Here is a 20184-nt window from a genome sequence, read left to right on the forward strand (position 1 = left end):
GTCAGCGTGACTTCTTCGCAGACGCCCTCACGCCGCTTCGTGCGGCGTGAGGGCGTCGCACGTCGCAGGCGAAGCGCTGTCGCGACAATCGCGGCCGCGTTTTCCGCGTGTGTGATGATCGGCTCCGGCGGCGCAATGGCAGCAGGGTGGACGCAACAAGCCCCCGTGAGCACCGACTGGGCTGTTGTGTCGATGGAACTCGCTGATGTCTCCGCGCTGGCCGCTGAGGCGGCGGAGGAGGCCGAAGCTCGCGGGCAGACGGCGGCGATCGACGCGGAAGAGCCGGACGATACTCCCTCCGCCGAGGAGACCGGCGCGGATGCCTTCTGTTCGCCGGAGGTCCTCGATGCACTGGCCGCCGGTGACGATTCCGCGGTGATCGCCGCTGTGGGCGGTGCCGAGGCGTTCCGTGCGGCGGTCGCTGATCAGCGCGCGTCCGACTGCATTGCCCTCGACGATCCGACGCACGCCTGGGTGGTCGTCAACAAGCGCCGTCCCCTGGACCCGATCGACTTCACTCCGAACACGGCGCGACCGCAGACGACGAGTCTGGTTGGCGGACATCTGAGCGCTGACGTTGTGGAGTCGTTCGACGCGATGGTGCAGGCGGCGCGGGACGCGGGCGTGGGGGAGATCGCGCTCGAGAGCGGGTTCCGTTCCTACGACACCCAGATCAGCTCGTACCAGGCGCAGGTGTCGATTCGCGGGCAGGAGGGCGCGGACCTGACTTCGGCGCGCCCCGGACACAGCGAACACCAGACGGGCCTTGCCGCTGACCTGGTCTCGTGTTCCGCCGCGGGCTCGTGCGGAACGATCTACGATTTCGGCGCGACTGAGCAGGGACGGTGGATCGCCGAGAACGCGTGGCGGCACGGGTGGATCATCCGCTACCAGGAGGGGGCGACCCACATCACCGGCTATGACCCGGAGCCCTGGCACCTGCGCTACATCGGCGTTCCGCTCGCCGAGGCGTACACCGAGGGCGGATACGACACGTTCGAGGAATTCTTCGGCCTCGAGGCTGCGCCTGATTACGGTTAGAAAACCACGCCCGCGGCGAAAATCGCTGCGGTGATGGCAACGCCGATGACCGTGAACCAGGTGTCGGAGCGACGCCAGATCACCGGGTGGCGTTCTGTGCGGGTGTCATAGGCGCCGAACGCCCGCGCGTCCATGGCCAGCGCCACGCGTTCGGCGTGACGGATTCCCCCCGCCAAGAGCGGAACGAGCGCGGTGGCGAGATGCGGTGCGCGCCCACGCACACGCTGCGCGAGCCGGATGATGTCGAGTTCGTGACGGAACCGCGGAACGAAGCGCAGAGCAGCGAGCGCCGCATAACCGATCCGGTAGGGCATGCGCAGCTGCTGGACGAGGGCCCGGACCAGATCGGCGCCGTCTCCCGTGAGACCGGGGATCAGTGCCAGGGCCAGGAGCGCCGCGAGCCGGAGGCCCGTTGCGATGCCCGTGTACGGGTCGGTCCACAGCGCGAAGCCCACAGTGAGAACCGTGATGATGGCGGGCAGGGCAAAGCCGAGCCACGCGAAGAGCCGACGGTCCCAGCGCGCGCCGATCAGGAGGATCACGGCGCTCGCGGCGAGAAGAAGCGCGGGGGTCAGAACGTCGCGCGCGAAGACGAGCGCGATCATGGCGGGCAAAACGGCGCCGAGCTTCGCCAGCGGGTTGAGGCGCTCGAGGGGGCGCAGCACGGCGGGCGGGGCTGGCGCGGCGTTGTGCTGGCGGGGCATCGACGGCACGTCTGCTCCCACGTTGATGACATCGGTGGCGATGCGCTGAACGAGATCACGATCGTGGGTGACGATGACGATCGTCGTCCCGTGCGCGTGCAGATCGAGCAGCATGTCGATCAGCTCGTCGGCGCGGGCACGATCCTGGCCGTACAGCGGTTCATCGAGCACGAGAACGCCGCCAGGCGACATTCCGATGAGAACGGCGCCGACCGAGAGGCGGCGTTTCTGCCCGCCCGAAAGGCGGAACGGATGTCGGTCGGCATCGCCGGCGAGACCGAGTCTGTCCAACATCTCGTCGACGCGAGCATCGATCTCGGCGGCGGGAACTCGGCGGCGGCGCAGATCGTGGGCCAGCTCATCGCGCACCGTGTGGGTAACGAACTGGTGCTCGGGGTTCTGAAAGACGAACCCGACCCGACCGGCCAGCGCGCGGGGACGTGTGCGGGCCGGATTGGCCCCGAGGACATCGATTGTTCCGGAAACGGGATCGATAACGCCCGCCAGCGCCTGGGCGAGCGTGGTCTTGCCCGTTCCGTTTTCTCCGACGATCGCGGTGATCGAGCCACGTGCGATGGTGACGTCGACGTTCTCGAGCACCGTGCGCCGACGCCGGCCACGCCCGCGTGTGACGGTGAGCCCTCGCGCGGTGATCGCGGGACCGTTCTGTTCCGCCGCGGGGGCACGGCGCTCGCGTGAGGCGTCTCCGGGCAGCCAGACACCGAGCGCTGTGAGATCGTCGGCGTGCCCCTCGATGACCTCGGCGGGAGTACCGTCGAACGCCAGCGAGCCGTCGCTGCCGAGAACGACGACGCGTGTGGCGATCTCGAGCGCCGTCTCGACGTTGTGCTCAACGAGAACGATCGCGTGCTCGCCGGAAGCGACAACGTCCCGCAGCGCCCGGTAGACGTCGGTGACCCCTTTCGGATCGAGGTTGGCGGTGGGTTCGTCCAGCACCAGAAGAGGAGGATCGAGCGCGATCGCGCAGGCGATTGCCAGGCGCTGGCGCCCTCCGCCAGAAAGCGCATCGGGATCGTCGTCTCTGCGTTCCCAGAGGCCCATACGTCGAAGAGCATGTTCGGTGCGGCGCTCGACGTCTTCCGGCGCGATGCGCAGGTTTTCGAGCCCGAACGCAACCTCGGCGAAAACGGAGGCGGTGACAACCTGGGCATCGGGGTCTTGGAAGACCATCCCCACCCGTGTGCTGAGTTCACCCGGCCGGGCGTCGCGCGTGCTGAAACCGCCGAGCCGCACGTCGCCGCTCAGATCGGCGTCCGCCGAGTGGGGAATGAGGCCGCCGAGGGCGAGCGTCAGAGTGGACTTTCCCGCTCCGCTCGGTCCGACGAGAAGAACAACCTCGCCGGGGCCAACGGACATCGACACATCGTTCACGGCGGCACGATCGCCATCGGGATGCGTGATCGTCACGCTGTCGAGCGCAACGAGCGCGTCGGTTCCTCGTGCGGACCGCCCGTCGCCTGATACGGACGTAGCGGTGTCGCGCGTCGTCATCGCGTGATGCGGCGACGCGGGGCAACCCCCGCACGGTCGAGAGCGCGGCCGAGGCCAAGGCCAACGAAGGTCCACACGATGGGCCCGAGCAGCGCCAGGGTGACGTAGGCGATACGCGCCCACGCGGGAAGCGCCGAAAGGTCCGCTGCCATCCAGACGACGAACGCAACGACCGAGCCGATCACCAGTGCGGAGATCAGATAGCGCCACCAGCTCCATGCCTGATACCGGAAGAGAGCCGCGATGAGTTCCTGGATGCCGCCGAACAGCAGGGCGGTTCCGAGGAACTGCGGAATGTAGACGGGGGCGACAACGCAGCTGACAAGCGCGGCGAGCAGATGCGTGACGAAGGCGACGCCCGGCGCGCGGAAGATCTCCTGCGAGACGATGCCGGGAAGCGTGTGAACGCCGAGCAGGAAGCCGTAGAGGAAGGGTGCTGTGGCGAGAACGGGAATCGTCAGCCAACCCTCGATGCCGCCGAGAATTCCTGTTGCCACGCCGATAGCGGCGCAGACCAGGAGGACGCGGGTCGAGAGGGCGACGGGACGATTCACATAGGGGAGCCTAACCTGTTATCCCGGGTGACCGCCTGGTGTGAGGTGGGAGCTCGCTTCGTCGTCGTTTTGTGAGTCGAACCTTGGGAAGGGGCGGCGCAGGAATGCGTTCCGTGTTGTGCGTGCCCGGGACGATGCCGTACCGGTCGGTGTCGCGCGCTTCCCACGCATCGCGGGCCTCGACGATCTCTTCATGGGTTCGCCCGACGAAGTTCCACCACATGATGATCTCGTCGTCGAACGGGGCGCCGCCCAGGAGGAAGATCAGGGCTCCCTCACGAGAGGACACCTCGACGCCCGTGCGATGCAGGCCCAAATACAGAAGGTCCATTGTGCGCAGCGGATACGGTTGCCCCTCGGCACCTGCCTCGACCGCGATGTCGCCATCGAGAGCCACGACCGCATACTCCCACTCCGGGTGGAACGGCAGCCGCACCCGCGATCCGGGGGCAATGCGAATCTGGGCGCCAACGATCGGGGTGTGCATATCGGCGGGGGAGCGGACGCCGCCGAGTTCTCCTGCGACGACGGTGATCTCGGGATCCGGTCCGAGATCTGCGGGCAGATCGAGCATCGGAAGGTGGTCGTAGCGCTGGAAATCCGGTGTGCCGTGACGACGATGTTCCGGAAGGGCAACCCACAGCTGAAGCGCGTCGATCGGCGCTGGTTCCTCGCCGACGGAGTATTCTGAGTGGCTGATGCCGTGGCCGGAGGTCATGATGTTCAGCGTTCCGGGGCCGATGATGACATCGGACCCGAGAATGTCGCGGTGCCGCACGGCGCCCGTCAGCGGCCAGGTCACCGTCTGCAGACCGATGTGGGGGTGGGGGTCCACGCGCATAAGAGCTTCCTGGGGACCGAAACGGTCAAGGAAGCACCAGGCGCCCACCATCGGGAGGTGGCGTTGGGGAAGTGCCCGTGTCACGTGCATGCCGCGAACTCCGCCGAGCGGCACCTCGCGGGGAGTCAGGAGCAGTTCCCGCGGGCCGTCGCACGCGACCGCGCTGCCGTCCGTTTCTTCGCTCGCATCGAGGTCGTACCGTGTCATGAGCGCCCCTCTTGCTCGGTCAATGGTCCCGCTCCGATAACGAATCTCCGTGGCGGATCGCTCGGGGGTAAATACACGCGCATAATTGCATTGTCAATGGGTAGCGCATCCCCTGACGAACGACAGCGGCCACCACTCTCCCCCTCCGGTGGCCGCTGTCATGTTCTCTCGGTCTCCAGCCATGCCGTCACGCTATTCCGAATGGCGCCCGCCCGCTAGGGGTGATCTCGGCTCGGGGCGTCAGGGGCGACTCGTAGGGTGGGAGCATGACGTCGCAGCCCCCGTACGATTCCGCGTTCGACGACGATTGGACGCCGCCGGCGGAACCGCCGGATGATCTGTACGAGGACTACTCCGGAGGTCCCACCCCGTGGGCCGACCCCTTCGCCTCATCCGAGGGCGAGGTGCCGTCCGCAGCGGCGCGGTCGGGCGCAACCGGTCGCGCATCGCGCCAGCCTCAGTACTCCTCTGCTCTCGAGGCGCTGCACACGGTGTACGGCTATGACGCCTTCCGCGGCGATCAAGCGGCGATCATCGATCAGGTTGTCGAGGGCGGTGATGCGGTCGTTCTGATGCCCACGGGCGGCGGAAAGAGCCTCTGCTACCAGGTGCCGGCGCTGGTGCGCGAGGGCACAGGGCTCGTGGTCTCGCCGCTGATCGCATTGATGCAGGACCAGGTCGATGCTCTGCGGGCCAACGGAGTCCGTGCCGCATACCTCAACTCCACGTTGACCGCGCCCGAGCGCGTCGAGGTGGAGCGTCAGTACGTCGCGGGCGAACTCGACCTGCTGTACGTCGCGCCCGAGCGGCTGAGCCTGCAAACAACGCGCGACCTCCTTGCCCGCGGAACGCTCAGCGTGATCGCGATCGATGAGGCGCACTGCGTCAGTCAGTGGGGCCACGACTTTCGGCCCGACTACCTCGCGCTGGGAGACCTGGGGGAGCAATTCCCCGGCGTTCCGCGCCTTGCCCTCACCGCAACGGCAACGCGCGAAACGCACCGCGAGATCACCGAGCGGTTACGGATGCCGTCCGCTCAGCACTTTGTCTCCAGTTTCGACCGGCCGAACATTCAATACCGCATCGACCCCAAGGTCGACGCCCGCAAACAGCTGCTGTCGTTCATTCGCAGTCAGCCGGCCGGCTCCGCGGGCATCGTCTATGCGCTCAGTCGGAAATCGGTTGATCAGACGGCGCAGTTCCTCGCGAAGCAGGGAATCGACGCCATCGCGTATCACGCGGGGCTCGACGCCGAGGTGCGTGCGGCGCACCAGTCCCGTTTTTTGCGGGAGGACGGCGTTGTTGTTGTGGCGACGATCGCGTTTGGCATGGGGATCGATAAACCCGACGTGCGGTTCGTTGCCCACATCGATCTGCCGAAGTCGGTCGAGGGCTACTACCAGGAGACGGGTCGCGCAGGGCGTGACGGGGAGCCCGCCGTGGCGTGGATGGCCTACGGGCTGGGTGATGTTGTTCAGCAACGCCGCATGATTCAGCAGTCCGACGGCGACCGCCTCTTTCAGGCGCGCAAGCAGCAGCACCTCGACGCCATGTTGGCGCTGTGCGAGACCGTGGTGTGCCGGAGGCAGAATCTCCTGGCCTACTTTGGGCAGGAATCTGCGCCGTGCGGAAACTGTGACACCTGCCTCACTCCGCCCGAGACCTGGGACGGATTGGTCGCTGCGCAGAAGCTGATGTCGACCATTGTCCGGCTGCAGCGGGAGCGCAACCAGTCCTTTGGCGCGGGTCACCTGATCGACATTCTGCGCGGAAAAGAGACAGAGCGAACACGCCGTTTCGGGCATGACCAGCTGAGCACATGGGGTCTTGGCCAGGATCTGTCCGAACAAGACTGGCGCAGTGTTATCCGTCAGCTGCTTGCGCGTAGCCTTCTCGCGCCGCAGGGCGAATGGAACACGCTGGCCGTGACGGAATCCTCCGCGGGAGTGTTGCGCGGGGACACCCCCGTTCCTCTTCGCAAGGACACGATCGGCCGGGCGGACAAGCCTGCGCGCGCCCGCAAGGCGACGGCATCCGACGCGCTCGGCGACGAAGACCGGCAGCTTTTCGAGAAGCTTCGCGCCTGGCGCTCCGGCGTTGCCCGCGAGCAGGGAGTGCCCGCGTACGTGGTGTTCGCCGATGCCACGCTGCGGGGGATTGCCGAGCAACGCCCGGCGCGTCTCGACCAGCTTGACGGCATCAGCGGAATCGGCGCGAAGAAGCGCGATGCCTACGGCCAAGCGGTGCTAGAGGTCGTTGCCGCGAAAGAATAGACATTTTTATGTGAACTTTTTTGTTTCCCCGTCTAGACAGAGACCCCTCAGAGCCGCCATATTGGGAGTTGCCTGTGTGCGCGCTGGGTGCTCCCCGTGTGCCGCATGCTCGCTGAACCGCCGGTTCGGTTGTCAAGTAAGCACGTGTTCGAAGGGGATCTAGCTTGCGCGCTTCGACAAATGATGTGCCCACGCGGAATACACCGCGTCGGCTCAATAAGACGAGGCTGGGGATTGGCGCTTTCGCCACCACGGCCGTTATGGGAGCAGCCGCTCTGGGCGGCATTCCCGCCGCGACAGCGGATGTCATCAGTACTGACGCCGATTCTTCGGCGCACGCCCACCTCATCTGGCTCGACGGTCTGGGCCTCGATGTCGCGGGTGCCGGAAGCTCACTGACTGAGTTCCCGGACACGACCGTGGACCGCAACGGCCTCGACCTTGAGCTGCTTGGCGACCTCGTTGACATTGACCTCGGGTTGATTGGCCTGCCGCTGATCAAGCCCGACAACGACAGCGCGGGACTTCTGCACCTTGGCGCTCTCGGCCTCGCGGAAAGCTCGTCGATCTCCGACTCGCTTACGCACTCGTTGGCTGCCTCCGGCTTGATTGCCGAGGACGGTGCGCTCGACATTGATGCCTATGACGGCAACATCGGAGACCCGGCCTACCTGGACCTCTCGGCTCTTGTTCGCCAGATCCTCGGCGATGCGATCGCCGAGGATCTGCTGTCAGAGGCCACCATCACGGTCGGCGCTCTCGGCTCGCAGGCTGAGAAGGACGGCCCGGACGTCACGTCGCAGTACCGCATTGCCGACCTCGAACTGAACGCGACGAGCCCTGTGCTCGGCGACGTTGTGTCGCTGGTCGACGATGTCGTCGGCGACGTCATCGGACCGATTGATTCGCTGATCGGCGAGGGTGGCGAGATCTTCGAGCTGGTCGACACCGCCGTCACCCTTATTAACGCCATCAACGTAGATGGGCTTGGCGGCCTGAACGCGGCGCTCACCGATCTCGGTATTGACAGGACGCCGCTCCTGACCTCGATTCAGACGGAGCTGCTGCAGAGCCCGATCGACAACTCTACGGAGACTGAGCCGGCAAGCGTTTCGATCGACCTCAACAACGGCAACATCGACGTTGACCTTGCTGCGGTTCTCTTGCAGTCCGACGGTGACTTCGACGACCTCAACGAACTGCCGGCCAACACCGAGCTGCTCTCGGGCGATGTCGTCAACGCGATCACCGCGGGCGTTCTGAGCGCTGTGACGGGTGACGGCCCCAACTCGTTGACCACGAAGCTCGTGAACCTTCTGACGGCAGAAATTTACCAGGTCGGGGTGAACATCGACCTCGCTGTCGACATCACACTCCTGCCGATTCCGATCGTTCTGCCCGGCGGAATCGTGGTGGCTGATGTCCCCGTGACGCTTGACACGACTATCGGTGGTCTCCTGGGTCAGGAAGGCTTTGAGCCGCCGGTCTTCGACGTTAGCGGCGTCACCGTTGCGGGAGTCGACATCGACCTCCTTGTTCAGCCGCTTGTTAACGCGCTGTCTGATCTCGTCGAAGACATCGGAGGCGAACTTCAGCCGGTCGTGGACCAGCTGATTGGTAACCTGCAGCCGACGATCAACGGCGTCCTGGGCCCGATCGTGTCTGAGCTGGTGGATGATGCCCTGAGCCCCGTGCTGTCGCAGGTTGCGACGATCACGATCAACCAGCAGCACACGCCCGATGGTGCGACCATCGGTGGCGTCCCGGGAACAGCTTTCGCCGAGACTGGCTTCCTCGGTGAGGACTCCTACACGGTCAATGCGCTGGCAATCGAGCTGCTGCCGTTCGTTGGCGATCTTGCGGTTGGCCTTGAGCTCGGCTCCTCCACGGTCAAGTCGCTCGATGAGGTCGTGTACGAAACGTCGATCGTTGCGACTCCCGATGCGATCGAACAGGGCGAGTCGTCGACGATCACCGGTGAGGGCTTTGCTCCCAACGAGACCGTGACGATCACGCTCCCGGGCGGCGAAACCGTCCAGGATGTCACTGATGACGCTGGTGAGTTCACCTACATCTACGAGACCGACGAGAACAGCCCCACAGGCCCCTTCACGGTTGAGGCTGTTGGCGAAGAGTCCCAGGCTCCCGCGACGACGCCCCTCACGGTCAACGAGGGCACTGCTACCGACGACGACGAAGCTGACGCAACAGCGACGGCTGACGACACGTCGGCTGCCGACGCTGACCTGAACGCCAACGCTTCGGCTTCGGCTGCTGCTTCGGCCAACGCGGATGACGACAGCAACGCAGCGGCTCAGGTCGCAGCTCAGGCTGCTGCCCTGGCCGACGCGACGTCGGACGCCACGGCCGCTGCTGACGCCTCGGCCCAGGCCGCTGCTCAGGCTGCTGCTACGGCAGACGCTTCGAGTGACGCGACGGCAGATGTCACGAGCGACGCCAACGCCGCGGCTGCTGTCGCAGCTCAGGCTGCTGCTCAGGCTGACGCAACGTCCGCCACAAACGCCGACGCTTCTGCGGCGGCTGACGCAACGGCTGATGCGAACGCCGATTCGGCTGCAGCATCTGCTGCTGAGGCCGCTTCGACGGCAGACTCCTCCGCGGACGCTTCGGTTGCGGCCTCGGCCACCGCTGACGCTGACGCTTCGGTTGATGCAGATGCTTCGGTTGACGCTGACGCAGCGGTTGTCGCTGACGCCGATGCAGATGCTTCGGTCGACGCTGACGCTTCGGCCGCCACCGCTGCTGACGCTGATCTGAACGCCAACGCTTCGGCTTCGGCTTCGGCTTCGGCAAACGCGGATGACGACAGCAACGCAGCGGCTCAGGTCGCAGCGCAGGCTGCCGCTCAGGCTGACGCAACCTCGACGGCCTCGGCCGCCGCGGACGCAACAGCTCAGGCCGCCGCTCAGGTAGCTGCCAACGTCACCTCTTCGGCTGACGCTTCGGCTGATGTTTCGAGCGACGCCAACGCATCGGCTCAGGCCGCTGCCCAGGCTGCCGCTCAGGCCGACGCATCGTCGACGACCAACGCCGACAGCACCTCCGCCGCACAGGGCAACGCATCGGCTGCTGCCGCTGCTGCGTCCACGGCAGACTCCTCGGTTGACGCTTCGGCCGCTGCTGCGGCTGACGCAGACGGTTCGGCTGATGCCGGAGCAACTGCTGCCGCCGATGCGGCCGCAGAAGTCGATGCCGACGCATCGGCAACCGCCGACGCAGCAGCAGAGGTTGAGGCTGACGCTGCGGCAACGGTCGATGCTGACGCTTCGGCTGACGCCGACGCATCCGGCATCTCGATGTCGCTCGAGTACGAGGTTCGTACGCACGGCGAGGGTCAGATCGCTTACGGCTTCGGCTTCGAGCCCGGCGAGCGCGTGACGGGAACGATGTTCTCGACGCCGACCAACCTCGGAACGCTCGTCGCTGATGACAAGGGTGAAGTGACCTTCACCTGGACCATCGCCGATGACGTCACAACGGGCGACCACCGCGTTGAGCTGGCGGGCGCCACCTCCGGCACCGTCTTCGACACGTTCGAGGTCGTTACGAAGACAGCTGACAAGGGCGACCTTGCTCCCACGGGCGGCAACGCCTGGGGCACGATCGTTCCGATCGGTCTGCTTCTTCTCATCGCCGGCGCGGCAACGGTGGCGGTTCGCCGCCGTCACGTCGTAACCTCGGCAGTGTGACGGAACACACACCCCGCCTGATGGCAGGCAGTGGCGGCTCGGGATCTTCCCGGGCCGCCACGGCCGTCGTCGGCGCGCAGAACAGAAAGAAACGTCGCCCATGGGTGCGCGTCGTGATGGTCATCGCGAGCGCCTTCACCGCGTGGCACGTTTTTGCGTCATTTCTCTGGATCGCCCCCTGGGCACCCATCAGAGAAGTGGTTCCCGGCGACATGTTGCGGGACTACATGATCCCGATGTTCGGTCAGTCGTGGAGCGTCTTCGCTCCCGAGCCGATCAACGGTGATCTCCGCTTCGAAGTCCGCGCCCTCATCGATGGCGAAGCCACCGAGTGGGTCAGCGCAACCGACGTCGAGCTCACGATGATTCAGTACAAGCTCTTCACACCACGCGCCGGAATCCAGGCAATGGACGTGTCGAGCCAGTACCGGTCTGCATGGGCAGACCTGACGGATGATCAAAAAAGCGTCGCCGAACTCAACTACTTCAAGGACGAGTGGGATGTTCGCATGGGCGACGCCATGAAGGCGTACGACGACAACGACATTGCCGTCGACGCCTACATCGAGCAGGAGCACCGCGCAACGGGCTTCGCCACACAGGTGGCACTCGCTATCTGGGGCGACGAGATCGAACAAGTGCAGTTCCAGGCCACCCGCCAGAACGTCATCCCCTTCGCCAGCCGTCACGACCCTGAGGCCGAGCGCCCCGGAATCCAGTACGCGCCGACCGGATGGCGTGGCCTTGTGATTAACGAGGGGCAGTCGAACGACGCGTTCGCGGATGTATTCCGTGCGAGGTATGAGCGGATGGTCGGAGAATGATTGACGTAAAAGACACCGCCGCGCGTGCAGGGACCACCGCCAAGACGATTGCCGTGCGCACACCGCGCGCTCTGCGGGAGATCATCGTCGCGGTTCTTACCGCACTGTGGGACGTGGTGCGCCGCGGTTGGTACTTCAGCGAGTCGTGGTTGTTGGACTCAAAAAAGGCCAGCTACGGTCTTGCCGTCTCGCGAATCGTCCTGGGCCTGACGGGTATTGGCCTGCTGCTGACGAACTTCTCGACGCGGTTGTACGCGTTCGGGTCGGGGTCCGTCTGGAACGGCGAAGCGGACAACCCGCCGAGCGACTTTCCGAACATGTGGTTGTTCAGCCTGTTCCACAGTGTTCGCCTGAACGACACGGCCTTCACGCTGCTGTACCTGGGCCTGCTGGGGCTGGCCATTTTCGTCGTCCTTGGGTGGCGCATCAAGATCGTCCTTCCGGTCTACTTCGTGATGTGGGTCAGCTTCATCGAGATGACCGATGCGCTCGGTGACCAGGGCGACAACATGTACCGCATCGTTTTGCTCATCATGCTGTTCGCCGATCCCGCCAAACGCTGGTCGCTCGACGCGCGTCGACGCGCCGAGACGGGCGACAAGACCGTGCTCCCGGAGGAAATCAGCAACCTGCTGCACAACCTCGCACTGATCGCCATGGCGACGCAGGTGTTCTTCGTCTACGTCTCCGGCGGGCTGTACAAAGCCGGCGGCGATCCATGGTCGGGCGGATACGCGGTCTACAACCCCCTGATGACGGAGCGGTTCGGAACGTGGCCCATCCTCAGCGACCTGGTCACGGCGTGGGGGCCGATGGTCACGATCGCCGCATGGGGATCGATCATTCTGCAGATCGCCTTCCCGTTCATGTTGCTCCTGCGCCCGACGCGAATTCTCGCGCTGATGGGGATCATGAGCTTCCACCTGGCGATCGGGCTGCTCATGGGACTGCCCTGGTTCTCGCTGGCCATGATCGGCATCGACTTCATCTTCGTGCGCGACCGCACGTGGAAGCACATGGCCGGTTTCGTGCGCGCAAGCTATGCGCAGAAAGTGGTCGAGCAGGAGCCCGACAACTCGGAGCCCGTCGAGCCCGCCCGTGAGTTGTTGACGGTCGACAAATAATCTGCGAATGACAGTGGAACTGCCATAGGTTCAGAAACTGGAGACACCCTCCGCGATCTGAGAGGAAGACCTGTGGCAGACACTGTCGTTCGCCCGGAACAGCACACCGAGCCCCCCGTCGACCCGAGCATCGATGTCGAAGGTCTCACGCCTGTTCTGATGGGAAAGTGGCGGGATGTCCGCCTCGAAGCCCGCGAGATGATCAAGGACGAGGCGTTTTGGCGCATCGATGGCCAGCACTACCTCGAGCACCGGGAGCGCGTGCTCGAACAGTGCCGCCTCCTCGCTCAGCGCGGCGCGAGCTCTCGTGCGCTTCCCGTCGAATATGGCGGGCTCGACACGCAGGGCGGAAACATTGCGGGCTTCGAAGAGCTCGTGCTCGCCGACCCCAGCCTGCAGATCAAATCCGGCGTGCAGTGGGGCTTGTTCGGGTCCGCGATCTTTCAGCTGGGCACGAAGAAGCATCACGACAAGTGGCTGCGTGATGTCTTTTCGCTCGATCTGCCCGGCGCTTTCGCCATGACGGAGACGGGTCACGGTTCCGACGTCCAGTCGATCGGCACAACCGCGACCTACGACGTCGACGCACAAGAATTCGTCATCAACACCCCGTTCCGTGGGGCCTACAAGGACTACCTCGGAAACGCCGCGAAGCACGGCCAGGCGGCCACCGTTTTTGCGCAGCTCATCACGGGCGGTGTCAACTACGGGGTGCACTGTTTCTTCGTGCCCATCCGCAACGAAGACGGTGAAAACCTTCCGGGCATCACCAGCGAGGATGATGGGCCGAAGGGCGGCCTCAATGGCATCGACAACGGTCGTCTCGCGTTCGATCACGTTCGTGTGCCGCGTGAGAACCTGCTCAACCGCTACGGCGATGTCGGCGCCGACGGCACGTACACCAGCCCCATCGCCAGCCCCGGACGCCGGTTCTTCACGATGCTCGGCGCTCTGGTCCAGGGGCGCGTTTCGCTGGATGGCGCAGCCACATGGGCATCGGCGCTCGCACTGAAGATTGCCGTCACCTATGGCAACGAGCGCCGGCAGTTCGATGGCCCGACGGGTGAGGAAGTGGTGCTTCTCGACTACGGGAAGCATCGTCGCCGCCTGATTCCGCTGATCGCGACCACCTACGCGCAGACCTTCGCCCACGAGCAGCTGCTGCAGAAGTTCGACGCCGTCTTCAGCGGTGAGAACGACACCGACGAGTCGCGCGAAGACCTCGAAACACTCGCCGCGGCGCTGAAGCCGTTGTCGACCTGGCACGGCCTAGATGCCGTGCAGGAGGCAAGAGAAGCCTGCGGCGGACAGGGATACCTGGCGGAGAACCGTCTGGTTACTCTGCACCAGGACCTCGATGTCTACGCCACCTTCGAGGGCGACAACAACGTGCTGCTGCAGCTGGTGGGCAAGCGCCTGTTGGGCGACTTCGCCAAGCAGTTCTCGGGGGCCGATACGAAAAAGCTCGCGGCCTACGCTGCCAAACAGGGAGCGTCGCGCTTCTTCCACGGAGCGGGCCTCCGCCAGCTGGGACAAACCGTCACCGACCTGGGCTCGATCGCCCGGTCCGTCGAGCTGGGGCTGCGCGGTGAGGACCAGCATGCGCTTCTCGCCGACCGCGTCGAGCAGATGGTCACCGATGTGGGAACGCGCCTGAACCAGGCACGCAAACTCGACCCCGTCGAGGCGCAGAAGGTGTTCAATGACAACCAGGTGGAGCTGATCGAGGCGGCCCGTGCACACGGCGAGCTGCTGCAGTGGGAGTCGTTCACCGATGCGCTCGACGAGATTGAGGACGAGGGCACCCGCGCTGTTCTCACGTGGGTGCGCGATCTGTTCGGTCTGACGATGATCGAAAAGCATCTTTCCTGGCACCTCATCAACGGCCGTCTGTCGACGCAACGCGCCGCGAGTGTCTCGCGCTACATCGATCGACTGTGCGAGCGTCTGCGCCCCCACGCGCAGGACCTCGTCGACGCGTTCGGCCTCGCGCCGGAGCATGTGCGGGCTCCGATCGCTTCCGGCGCTGAAAAGGTACGTCAGGACGAAGCGCGCGCGCACTACGCCGAACTGGCTGCGTCCGGTAACGCACCCGTTCCCGAGAAGGTCGCGAAGAAGCGCTGATGTTGCGGTGTCGTGCGGTGCGGTGATCAGATCACCGCACCGCACGACACCGTTATGCGCCGCTGACCTTCTCGGCGGGCGACGACGCGCGCACGGATGAGTCGGAGCGCGGCGCGTAGACCACGAGCGAGTGGAACGTAAAGCGCACGAGGAAGGCCACGGCGAGGGTGATGGCTGTTGCGAGAGGACTCGACATTCCGGCTCTTTCGACCATCAAAGCCATCACCGGAATGCGGATCGCCGATTCGATGTTGTTGAACGCGAACGACGATGCGAAGCGTCGCCAGAATCCGCGGGCATGCTCGCGCATATCGTGGAATACGAACCTCTCGGCCAGGAGGAAGTTCGCGATGATCGTGGCTTCTGCGGCGATGACGGCCGCCCAGAGGTAACCGACTCCGAGTCCGGTCAGCAGCCACACGATCGCGACGTTGGCAACCGCTCCCATTGCGCCGATCAGGGCGAAGCCGCTCATCTTTCCAAAGCGCAGCAGGGCAAGCTGGTGTACAAAACGCGCGCCCTGTTTCACGGACGCTTTCGACTCTCCCGCGTGGCGGTCGGCGAAGGAGAAAGGTATCTCCTCGACGCGGAGCGGCCCGCGCACGATGATTTCGAGCAGGATCTTGAACCCACGGGGCCGCAGCGTCTCAAGGTTGATGCGCGTGCGGTCAACGCCGAAGAACCCTGTCATCGGATCGGTGATCTCCCGCAGCTTCAGGGGGAACATCGCGCGGGTCACGGCCGTCGACGCCCAGGACACGAGGCGACGCGTTGCATCGGCGAGACCGGTTGCGCTTCCGCCTCCCATGTACCGGGAGGCCGCGACGATATCGGCGTCCGAGCGTTCCAGATGGTCGACGATCGCCGGAATCGTCTCGGGGGGATGCTGAAGATCGCCGTCCATCACAACGCAAATGTCGGCGGATGCCGCGCGGAATCCCTCGACGACAGCACCGCCCAGGCCGGCGGTGGCACGTTCCCGGCGGATCACGCGCACCGGTAGCGGCGCTGTCATGGCAACGCGCTCAACAACGTCGGCAGTGTCATCCGAGGAATCGTCGACGAAGAGGATCTCGGCACGACGACCAGCAAGAGCTGCCGCCGTGCGGCGCACCAGCTCTTCGACGTTGTCGCGTTCGTTGAACGTTGGCACGACGATCGTCAGATCCACCGCCCCCTGTGACTGCATTTCTCCATGGTCGCACGAAGGATGATGAGCGAGCCGCGCCCGTCCTCTCGGACGGACGTATTCTGGAAGTATGACGAATCCCGCCCAGGACACGATCACGATGTTTGGCGCCGAATGGTGCCGTGACTGCCGCCGCACGAAGGCGCAGCTTGACGGCCTCGGTGTTGCGTACACATATGTCGATCTGGCGGACGACCCCGCTTCGGCCGAGGTGGCGAAGGACATTTCGGGGCGCACGAACATCCCCGTCGTCGTCTACCCCGATGCCAGCCACCAGGTGGAACCGTCGAACGCCGACGTCGAGAAGAAGCTGCGAGAGCTGTCCCTGATCTGAACGCCGGACGTCTTCGGCGTCGTTGCGGGCGAGAGGCGTTCACCTGCGGCACAATGGAGATGTGAGCGAGCACGTCGAGCAGGTCAGCACCGAGAACGAGATTTGGCGAGCCCGCCCGGTGGGCTCCCGCCTCGTCGGCGTCGTTGTTGCTCGCGACGGCATGCCGTCCGTCATCGAGCAGCGCGATCAACTCACTCAGTTCGGTGTGACGATCGAGGGGTTCCGGCACCCGGCGCCGAACGTCAGCGAAACGTGGGACGAGCGGCTCAACCGCCTGTTCGGCCGCCTCGAACGCGGCGATGTCGTTGTTGTCACCAGCGCGCTAGTCTTCGGGCGGGACGCGGCAGAAGAGGCGCAGACGATCGCTGAGCTCGGTCGCCGCGGCATCATGATCAAGGTTCTGACGCACGACGCAGCGCCACCCGTTTCCGGCTGATCCGGGGTTTTCGGGCGCCGCTCAAGCTTCGCGCCTAATCTGGGTATGTGCCCGCCAAGATTCTCCTCTACTACGTGTTCACGCCGATCGCCGATCCCGAAGCGGTTCGGCTGTGGCAGCGCGACCTGTGCGAGCTGCTGGGCCTGCGCGGCAGGATCCTCCTGTCCGATCACGGGATGAACGGCACCGTCGGCGGCGACATGGCCGCTTTGAAGAAGTATGTGCGCAAGACGAAGCAGTTCGCCCCCTTCGCGGATATTGACTTCAAGTGGTCGACGGGAACCGGCCTGGATGAAGACGGCTTCAGCCTCGATTTCCCCCGGCTGTCCGTCAAGGTCCGTGATGAGATCGTCTCCTTCGGCGCCCCCGGCGAGATCGCGGTGGACGAAAACGGCGTGATCGGCGGCGGAACCCACCTCAAGCCCGGCGAACTGCACAAGCTCGTCGAGTCACGGGACGACGTTGTCTTCTTCGACGGGCGAAACGCGTTCGAGGCCGAGATCGGGAGGTTCAAGAACGCGATCGTTCCGAACACCGAGACAACGCGGGACTTCATCAATGAGATTGAGTCGGGCACGTACGACCATCTCAAGGACAAGCCCATTGTCACGTACTGCACGGGCGGCATTCGGTGCGAGGTGCTGTCGAGTTTGATGACCAGCCGTGGTTTCACCGACGTCTACCAGTTGGATGGCGGCATCGTTCGCTACGGCGAGACCTTCGGAAACACGGGTCTGTGGCAGGGATCGCTCTACGTTTTCGACGGACGAGAGACGATGACTTTCGGCGAAAACGCCGACACGATCGGGCAGTGCGCCTCCTGCGCGTCGCCGTCTGACCGCATGGTCAACTGCGTTGACGATGCCTGCCGCTCGCGCGTTGTTCTGTGCGAGGACTGCGGCCAGGCGGCAGCCTGTCACCGCCACGCCCCAGCTGCCGTATAAGGCGGTAGCGTCGGAGCATGGCTTCCGACGAGATGCTGCGCTTTCTGGACAACACCGAGGTTGTCGCCGTTGTGACAACGCGGCGTGATGGCCGGCGGGCGGCAACGCCGATCTGGTCGATGGTGGTCGACGGGGTGGCTTATGTGCGGTCCGCGTACGGCCCGAGCGCGTGGTGGTACCGCCACGTTCTTTCCGGACGCCCCGTCGCCTTCGCGACGGAGAGTGGGAAGATCGCGGAAAGCGACCGTGACGCGGCGCTGGAGCTTCCCCGGACTGCCGTCGCGATGCAGCCGGTTCCCGCGAACGACGCCGTTCACGCCGCGATCGACGCCGAGATTGAGCGCAAGTACGAAGGGGCGATGAGATCGTCGATCGACGCGATGCTGAGCCCCGAGGCAACAGCCTGCACCCTGCGCGTCGTCTCACCCTAGTTATCGGTTCCCCACAACGAATCACGCGTTTTGGGGGAGGAGTGCTCTACTAGACGTCGTGAATCTGCTGTTTCGACTTCTTCTCCTTCGCCTGCGCGTTCGCAAGGCTCCCGCCGTGTCGCTCTGGGATCAGACCGAGACTCCGTTTCGCGTTCTTCCCACCGACCTGGACGTGCTTCGGCACATGAACAACGGGCGCTACTTGACGCTGCTCGACCTGGGGCGCCTGGACCTGATGATGCGGTCCGGATTCGGACGCATTGTGTCCGATCACGGGTGGTACTCCGTTGTGTCTGCGCAGACGATCTCCTACAAGCGTTCGCTGACGTTGTGGCAGAGGTTCGTCGTTCGCACTCGCGTGTTGGGTGTTGACGAGCGATCGACCTACATGGAACAGGAGTTCGTCCGGGGCGACACTGTCGTTGCCCGGGCGGTGATCCAGGCTCGTTTCTTGCGAAAGACGGGCGGAACGATCAGCGGCGCCGAGGTGCTTGCCGTCTGCCCCGAGCCGATGCCGGAAGACATGGTGCTGCCGGAGTGGGTGACCACCTGGGCGGACGAGGTGCGGATCTCCAGCTCAGCGTCGTGATGCGCGGGCTCGCGACGCCCAGACGATTGCCGCCGCGACGGCGGTAAAGCATACCGTGATCGCGGCGATGTAGAGTGCGACACCGCCGTAACCGCCCTGCAGGTGCGGGTCGAGGAACGGATACGGATACCGCCAGGCGTTGCCCGTCGCGGGCGCCGTGATCGTGTTCGCACGAAGGAGCGTGTACACCGACCAGGCCAGGGGGAAGGCGATAATCGCCCAGATCGCTGCCCAGCGCAGGGGACGGCGACGCGGAGCGAACAGCACATCCGCCAGCAGGAGCGCGGGGCCGATCAGATGAAGAACCTCGTCGGCCCACGCGACAACGGTTGAGGGGTTCTCAATGCCGCGTAGCAGTAGGTTGTAGACGATGCCCGTGACGATCATGTAGGTCGACGCGCAGGCGAGGAGCACCCCGAGCCAGGCGGGCTCCTCGCCGCGATGGCGGCGGACGCAACGAGGCGCCCAATCTGCCACGCGGTCACCCGCGCTGCGTCCGTGCGTCGGGGCGCATGCGCCCTGGTCGATTCGGCCATGGGGTGACCGTAGCGCGAGGACGGTCGCGTTCGAGGCTTACGGGACGCACGTGCTCACCGGGGAGGGTGGGGGGAGTGGGAAGGAAGCAGGGGCCCGTCACGCCTAACGAAGGAAATCCGAGCACCGGAGTCGTGCTTTTCGAGGTTCCGGGCCGTTTCGCCGGAGTTTTTCCTTCGTTAGGCATCTCGGGGCGCAGGCACAGGTCGACGCACACGAAAGTGGAGTTGTGGGCTGCGGAGCGCCGAAGGCCGCCGTACTGGTACGCGAACCGCATCCTCGATCGCAAGAATGGCTAGACCGATGACCGCATGGCACGCGGAGGAATGATCCTCGGGCTAGGCTAAGCCGCCTCTCACCGGGGTAAAGCAAAACCCCCGCCATGTAGAAGCTAGGCGAGGGTTTCTAGGATGACTGTAATGGTCATCTTGTGGCTCCGACGGGCGTCGATCCCGTGACCTCACGATTTTCAGTCGTGCGCTCTACCAACTGAGCTACAGAGCCTTACGGCTATTGCCGCATCCTACAAGTATGGCCTCCTCGAAAGAAGGCCATACGAAGTGGAGCGACCCTGACGGGACTTGAACCCGCGACCTCCGCCGTGACAGGGCGGCACGCTAACCAACTGCGCTACAGGGCCAGATTGTGCTTTCGCACAGGTTTTCAGTTATATCTGTTACGTGACCCCAACGGGATTCGAACCCGTGCTACCGGCGTGAAAGGCCGGCGTCCTAGGCCGCTAAACGATGGGGCCGTGTTGCGAACCGCTGGGGTGTCGCGCCAACCGTTCTATATTAGGCACAACCGGTCGTC

General features: G+C 64.8%; 16 protein-coding genes and 3 tRNA genes. 11 read left to right on the forward strand and 8 right to left on the reverse strand.

The features are described 5' to 3' along the window. The first annotated feature begins 6 nt into the window (after window positions 1-6). Window positions 7-1041: a M15 family metallopeptidase gene (locus G6N81_RS10180; RefSeq protein WP_165136436.1), complete on the forward strand. Its 1035-nt coding sequence runs from the start codon at window positions 7-9 to the stop codon at window positions 1039-1041. On the opposite strand, the gene G6N81_RS10185 is transcribed toward G6N81_RS10180, so the two are convergent. Genes G6N81_RS10185 through G6N81_RS10195 form a run of 3 tightly spaced genes read right to left on the reverse strand, consistent with a single transcriptional unit; the run spans window position 1038 to window position 4859 of the window. After that, complete coding sequence (locus G6N81_RS10185; RefSeq protein WP_165136439.1) at window positions 1038-3257, reverse strand: ATP-binding cassette domain-containing protein; 2220 nt, start codon at window positions 3255-3257, stop codon at window positions 1038-1040. The two genes, G6N81_RS10180 and G6N81_RS10185, sit on opposite strands and share 4 nt — an antisense overlap. Then, entirely contained in the window at window positions 3254-3811 is a 558-nt protein-coding gene (locus G6N81_RS10190) for an ECF transporter S component (RefSeq protein ID WP_165136442.1), read from the reverse strand. Before G6N81_RS10190 ends, G6N81_RS10185 begins: the two co-directional genes overlap by 4 nt. 10 nt (window positions 3812-3821) lie before the next feature. After that, complete coding sequence (locus G6N81_RS10195; protein WP_165136445.1) at window positions 3822-4859, reverse strand: pirin family protein; 1038 nt, start codon at window positions 4857-4859, stop codon at window positions 3822-3824. Between the two features lie 266 nt (window positions 4860-5125). Here G6N81_RS10195 and recQ point away from each other — a divergent pair, with 266 nt between their 5' ends. From recQ to G6N81_RS10220, 5 genes are all read left to right on the forward strand, one after another. Continuing rightward, on the forward strand, window positions 5126-7132 hold the full coding sequence (gene recQ, locus G6N81_RS10200; RefSeq protein WP_165136448.1) for a DNA helicase RecQ: 2007 nt from the start codon (window positions 5126-5128) through the stop codon (window positions 7130-7132). Between the two features lie 185 nt (window positions 7133-7317). Next, a complete protein-coding gene (locus tag G6N81_RS10205) occupies window positions 7318-10842 on the forward strand; it encodes a choice-of-anchor G family protein (protein ID WP_165136451.1) in 3525 nt (1174 codons plus the stop codon). Further along, entirely contained in the window at window positions 10839-11666 is an 828-nt protein-coding gene (locus tag G6N81_RS10210) for a DUF5819 family protein (RefSeq protein ID WP_241244952.1), read from the forward strand. Before G6N81_RS10205 ends, G6N81_RS10210 begins: the two co-directional genes overlap by 4 nt. Continuing rightward, complete coding sequence (locus tag G6N81_RS10215) at window positions 11663-12790, forward strand: HTTM domain-containing protein (protein WP_165136454.1); 1128 nt, start codon at window positions 11663-11665, stop codon at window positions 12788-12790. The genes G6N81_RS10210 and G6N81_RS10215 overlap by 4 nt, the downstream gene beginning before the upstream one ends. A 72-nt stretch (window positions 12791-12862) precedes the next feature. After that, entirely contained in the window at window positions 12863-14914 is a 2052-nt protein-coding gene (locus G6N81_RS10220; protein WP_241244953.1) for an acyl-CoA dehydrogenase family protein, read from the forward strand. 52 nt (window positions 14915-14966) lie between these two features. Here G6N81_RS10220 and G6N81_RS10225 read toward each other — a convergent pair whose 3' ends face one another. Next, complete coding sequence (locus G6N81_RS10225; RefSeq protein ID WP_165136457.1) at window positions 14967-16103, reverse strand: glycosyltransferase; 1137 nt, start codon at window positions 16101-16103, stop codon at window positions 14967-14969. 70 nt (window positions 16104-16173) lie between these two features. Here G6N81_RS10225 and G6N81_RS10230 point away from each other — a divergent pair, with 70 nt between their 5' ends. From G6N81_RS10230 to G6N81_RS10250, 5 genes are all read left to right on the forward strand, one after another. Further along, the gene (locus tag G6N81_RS10230) at window positions 16174-16437 is read left to right on the forward strand and encodes a glutaredoxin domain-containing protein (RefSeq protein ID WP_165136460.1); all 264 of its coding nucleotides are present in this window, start codon (window positions 16174-16176) and stop codon (window positions 16435-16437) included. A gap of 61 nt (window positions 16438-16498) precedes the next feature. Continuing rightward, window positions 16499-16873 carry a recombinase family protein gene (locus G6N81_RS10235; protein ID WP_165136463.1) on the forward strand — a complete coding sequence of 125 codons (375 nt, stop codon included), beginning with the start codon at window positions 16499-16501 and terminating at the stop codon, window positions 16871-16873. 47 nt (window positions 16874-16920) lie between these two features. Continuing rightward, window positions 16921-17817: an oxygen-dependent tRNA uridine(34) hydroxylase TrhO gene (gene trhO, locus G6N81_RS10240; RefSeq protein ID WP_165136466.1), complete on the forward strand. Its 897-nt coding sequence runs from the start codon at window positions 16921-16923 to the stop codon at window positions 17815-17817. Between the two features lie 17 nt (window positions 17818-17834). Continuing rightward, window positions 17835-18248, forward strand: a complete 414-nt coding sequence (locus tag G6N81_RS10245) for a DUF2255 family protein (protein ID WP_165136469.1) — start codon at window positions 17835-17837, stop codon at window positions 18246-18248. Window positions 18249-18306: 58 nt separating this feature from the next. Further along, the gene (locus tag G6N81_RS10250) at window positions 18307-18837 is read left to right on the forward strand and encodes an acyl-CoA thioesterase (RefSeq protein WP_165136472.1); all 531 of its coding nucleotides are present in this window, start codon (window positions 18307-18309) and stop codon (window positions 18835-18837) included. On the opposite strand, the gene G6N81_RS10255 is transcribed toward G6N81_RS10250, so the two are convergent. The 4 genes from G6N81_RS10255 to G6N81_RS10270 all read right to left on the reverse strand — a co-directional run bounded on the left by G6N81_RS10255 (window position 18826) and on the right by G6N81_RS10270 (window position 20125). Next, window positions 18826-19314, reverse strand: coding sequence for a Pr6Pr family membrane protein (locus G6N81_RS10255; RefSeq protein ID WP_165136475.1), 489 nt, complete (start codon window positions 19312-19314; stop codon window positions 18826-18828). The genes G6N81_RS10250 and G6N81_RS10255 overlap by 12 nt on opposite strands. A gap of 488 nt (window positions 19315-19802) precedes the next feature. Then, window positions 19803-19875 (reverse strand) — tRNA-Phe (locus tag G6N81_RS10260). A 62-nt stretch (window positions 19876-19937) separates the two neighbouring features. Further along, a tRNA-Asp gene (locus G6N81_RS10265) sits at window positions 19938-20011 on the reverse strand. A gap of 41 nt (window positions 20012-20052) precedes the next feature. Beyond that, window positions 20053-20125 (reverse strand) — tRNA-Glu (locus G6N81_RS10270). Window positions 20126-20184: the final 59 nt, after the last annotated feature.

This window comes from Microbacterium amylolyticum (assembly GCF_011046975.1).
In the GTDB taxonomy this organism is placed as follows: Bacteria; Actinomycetota; Actinomycetes; order Actinomycetales; family Microbacteriaceae; genus Microbacterium; species Microbacterium amylolyticum.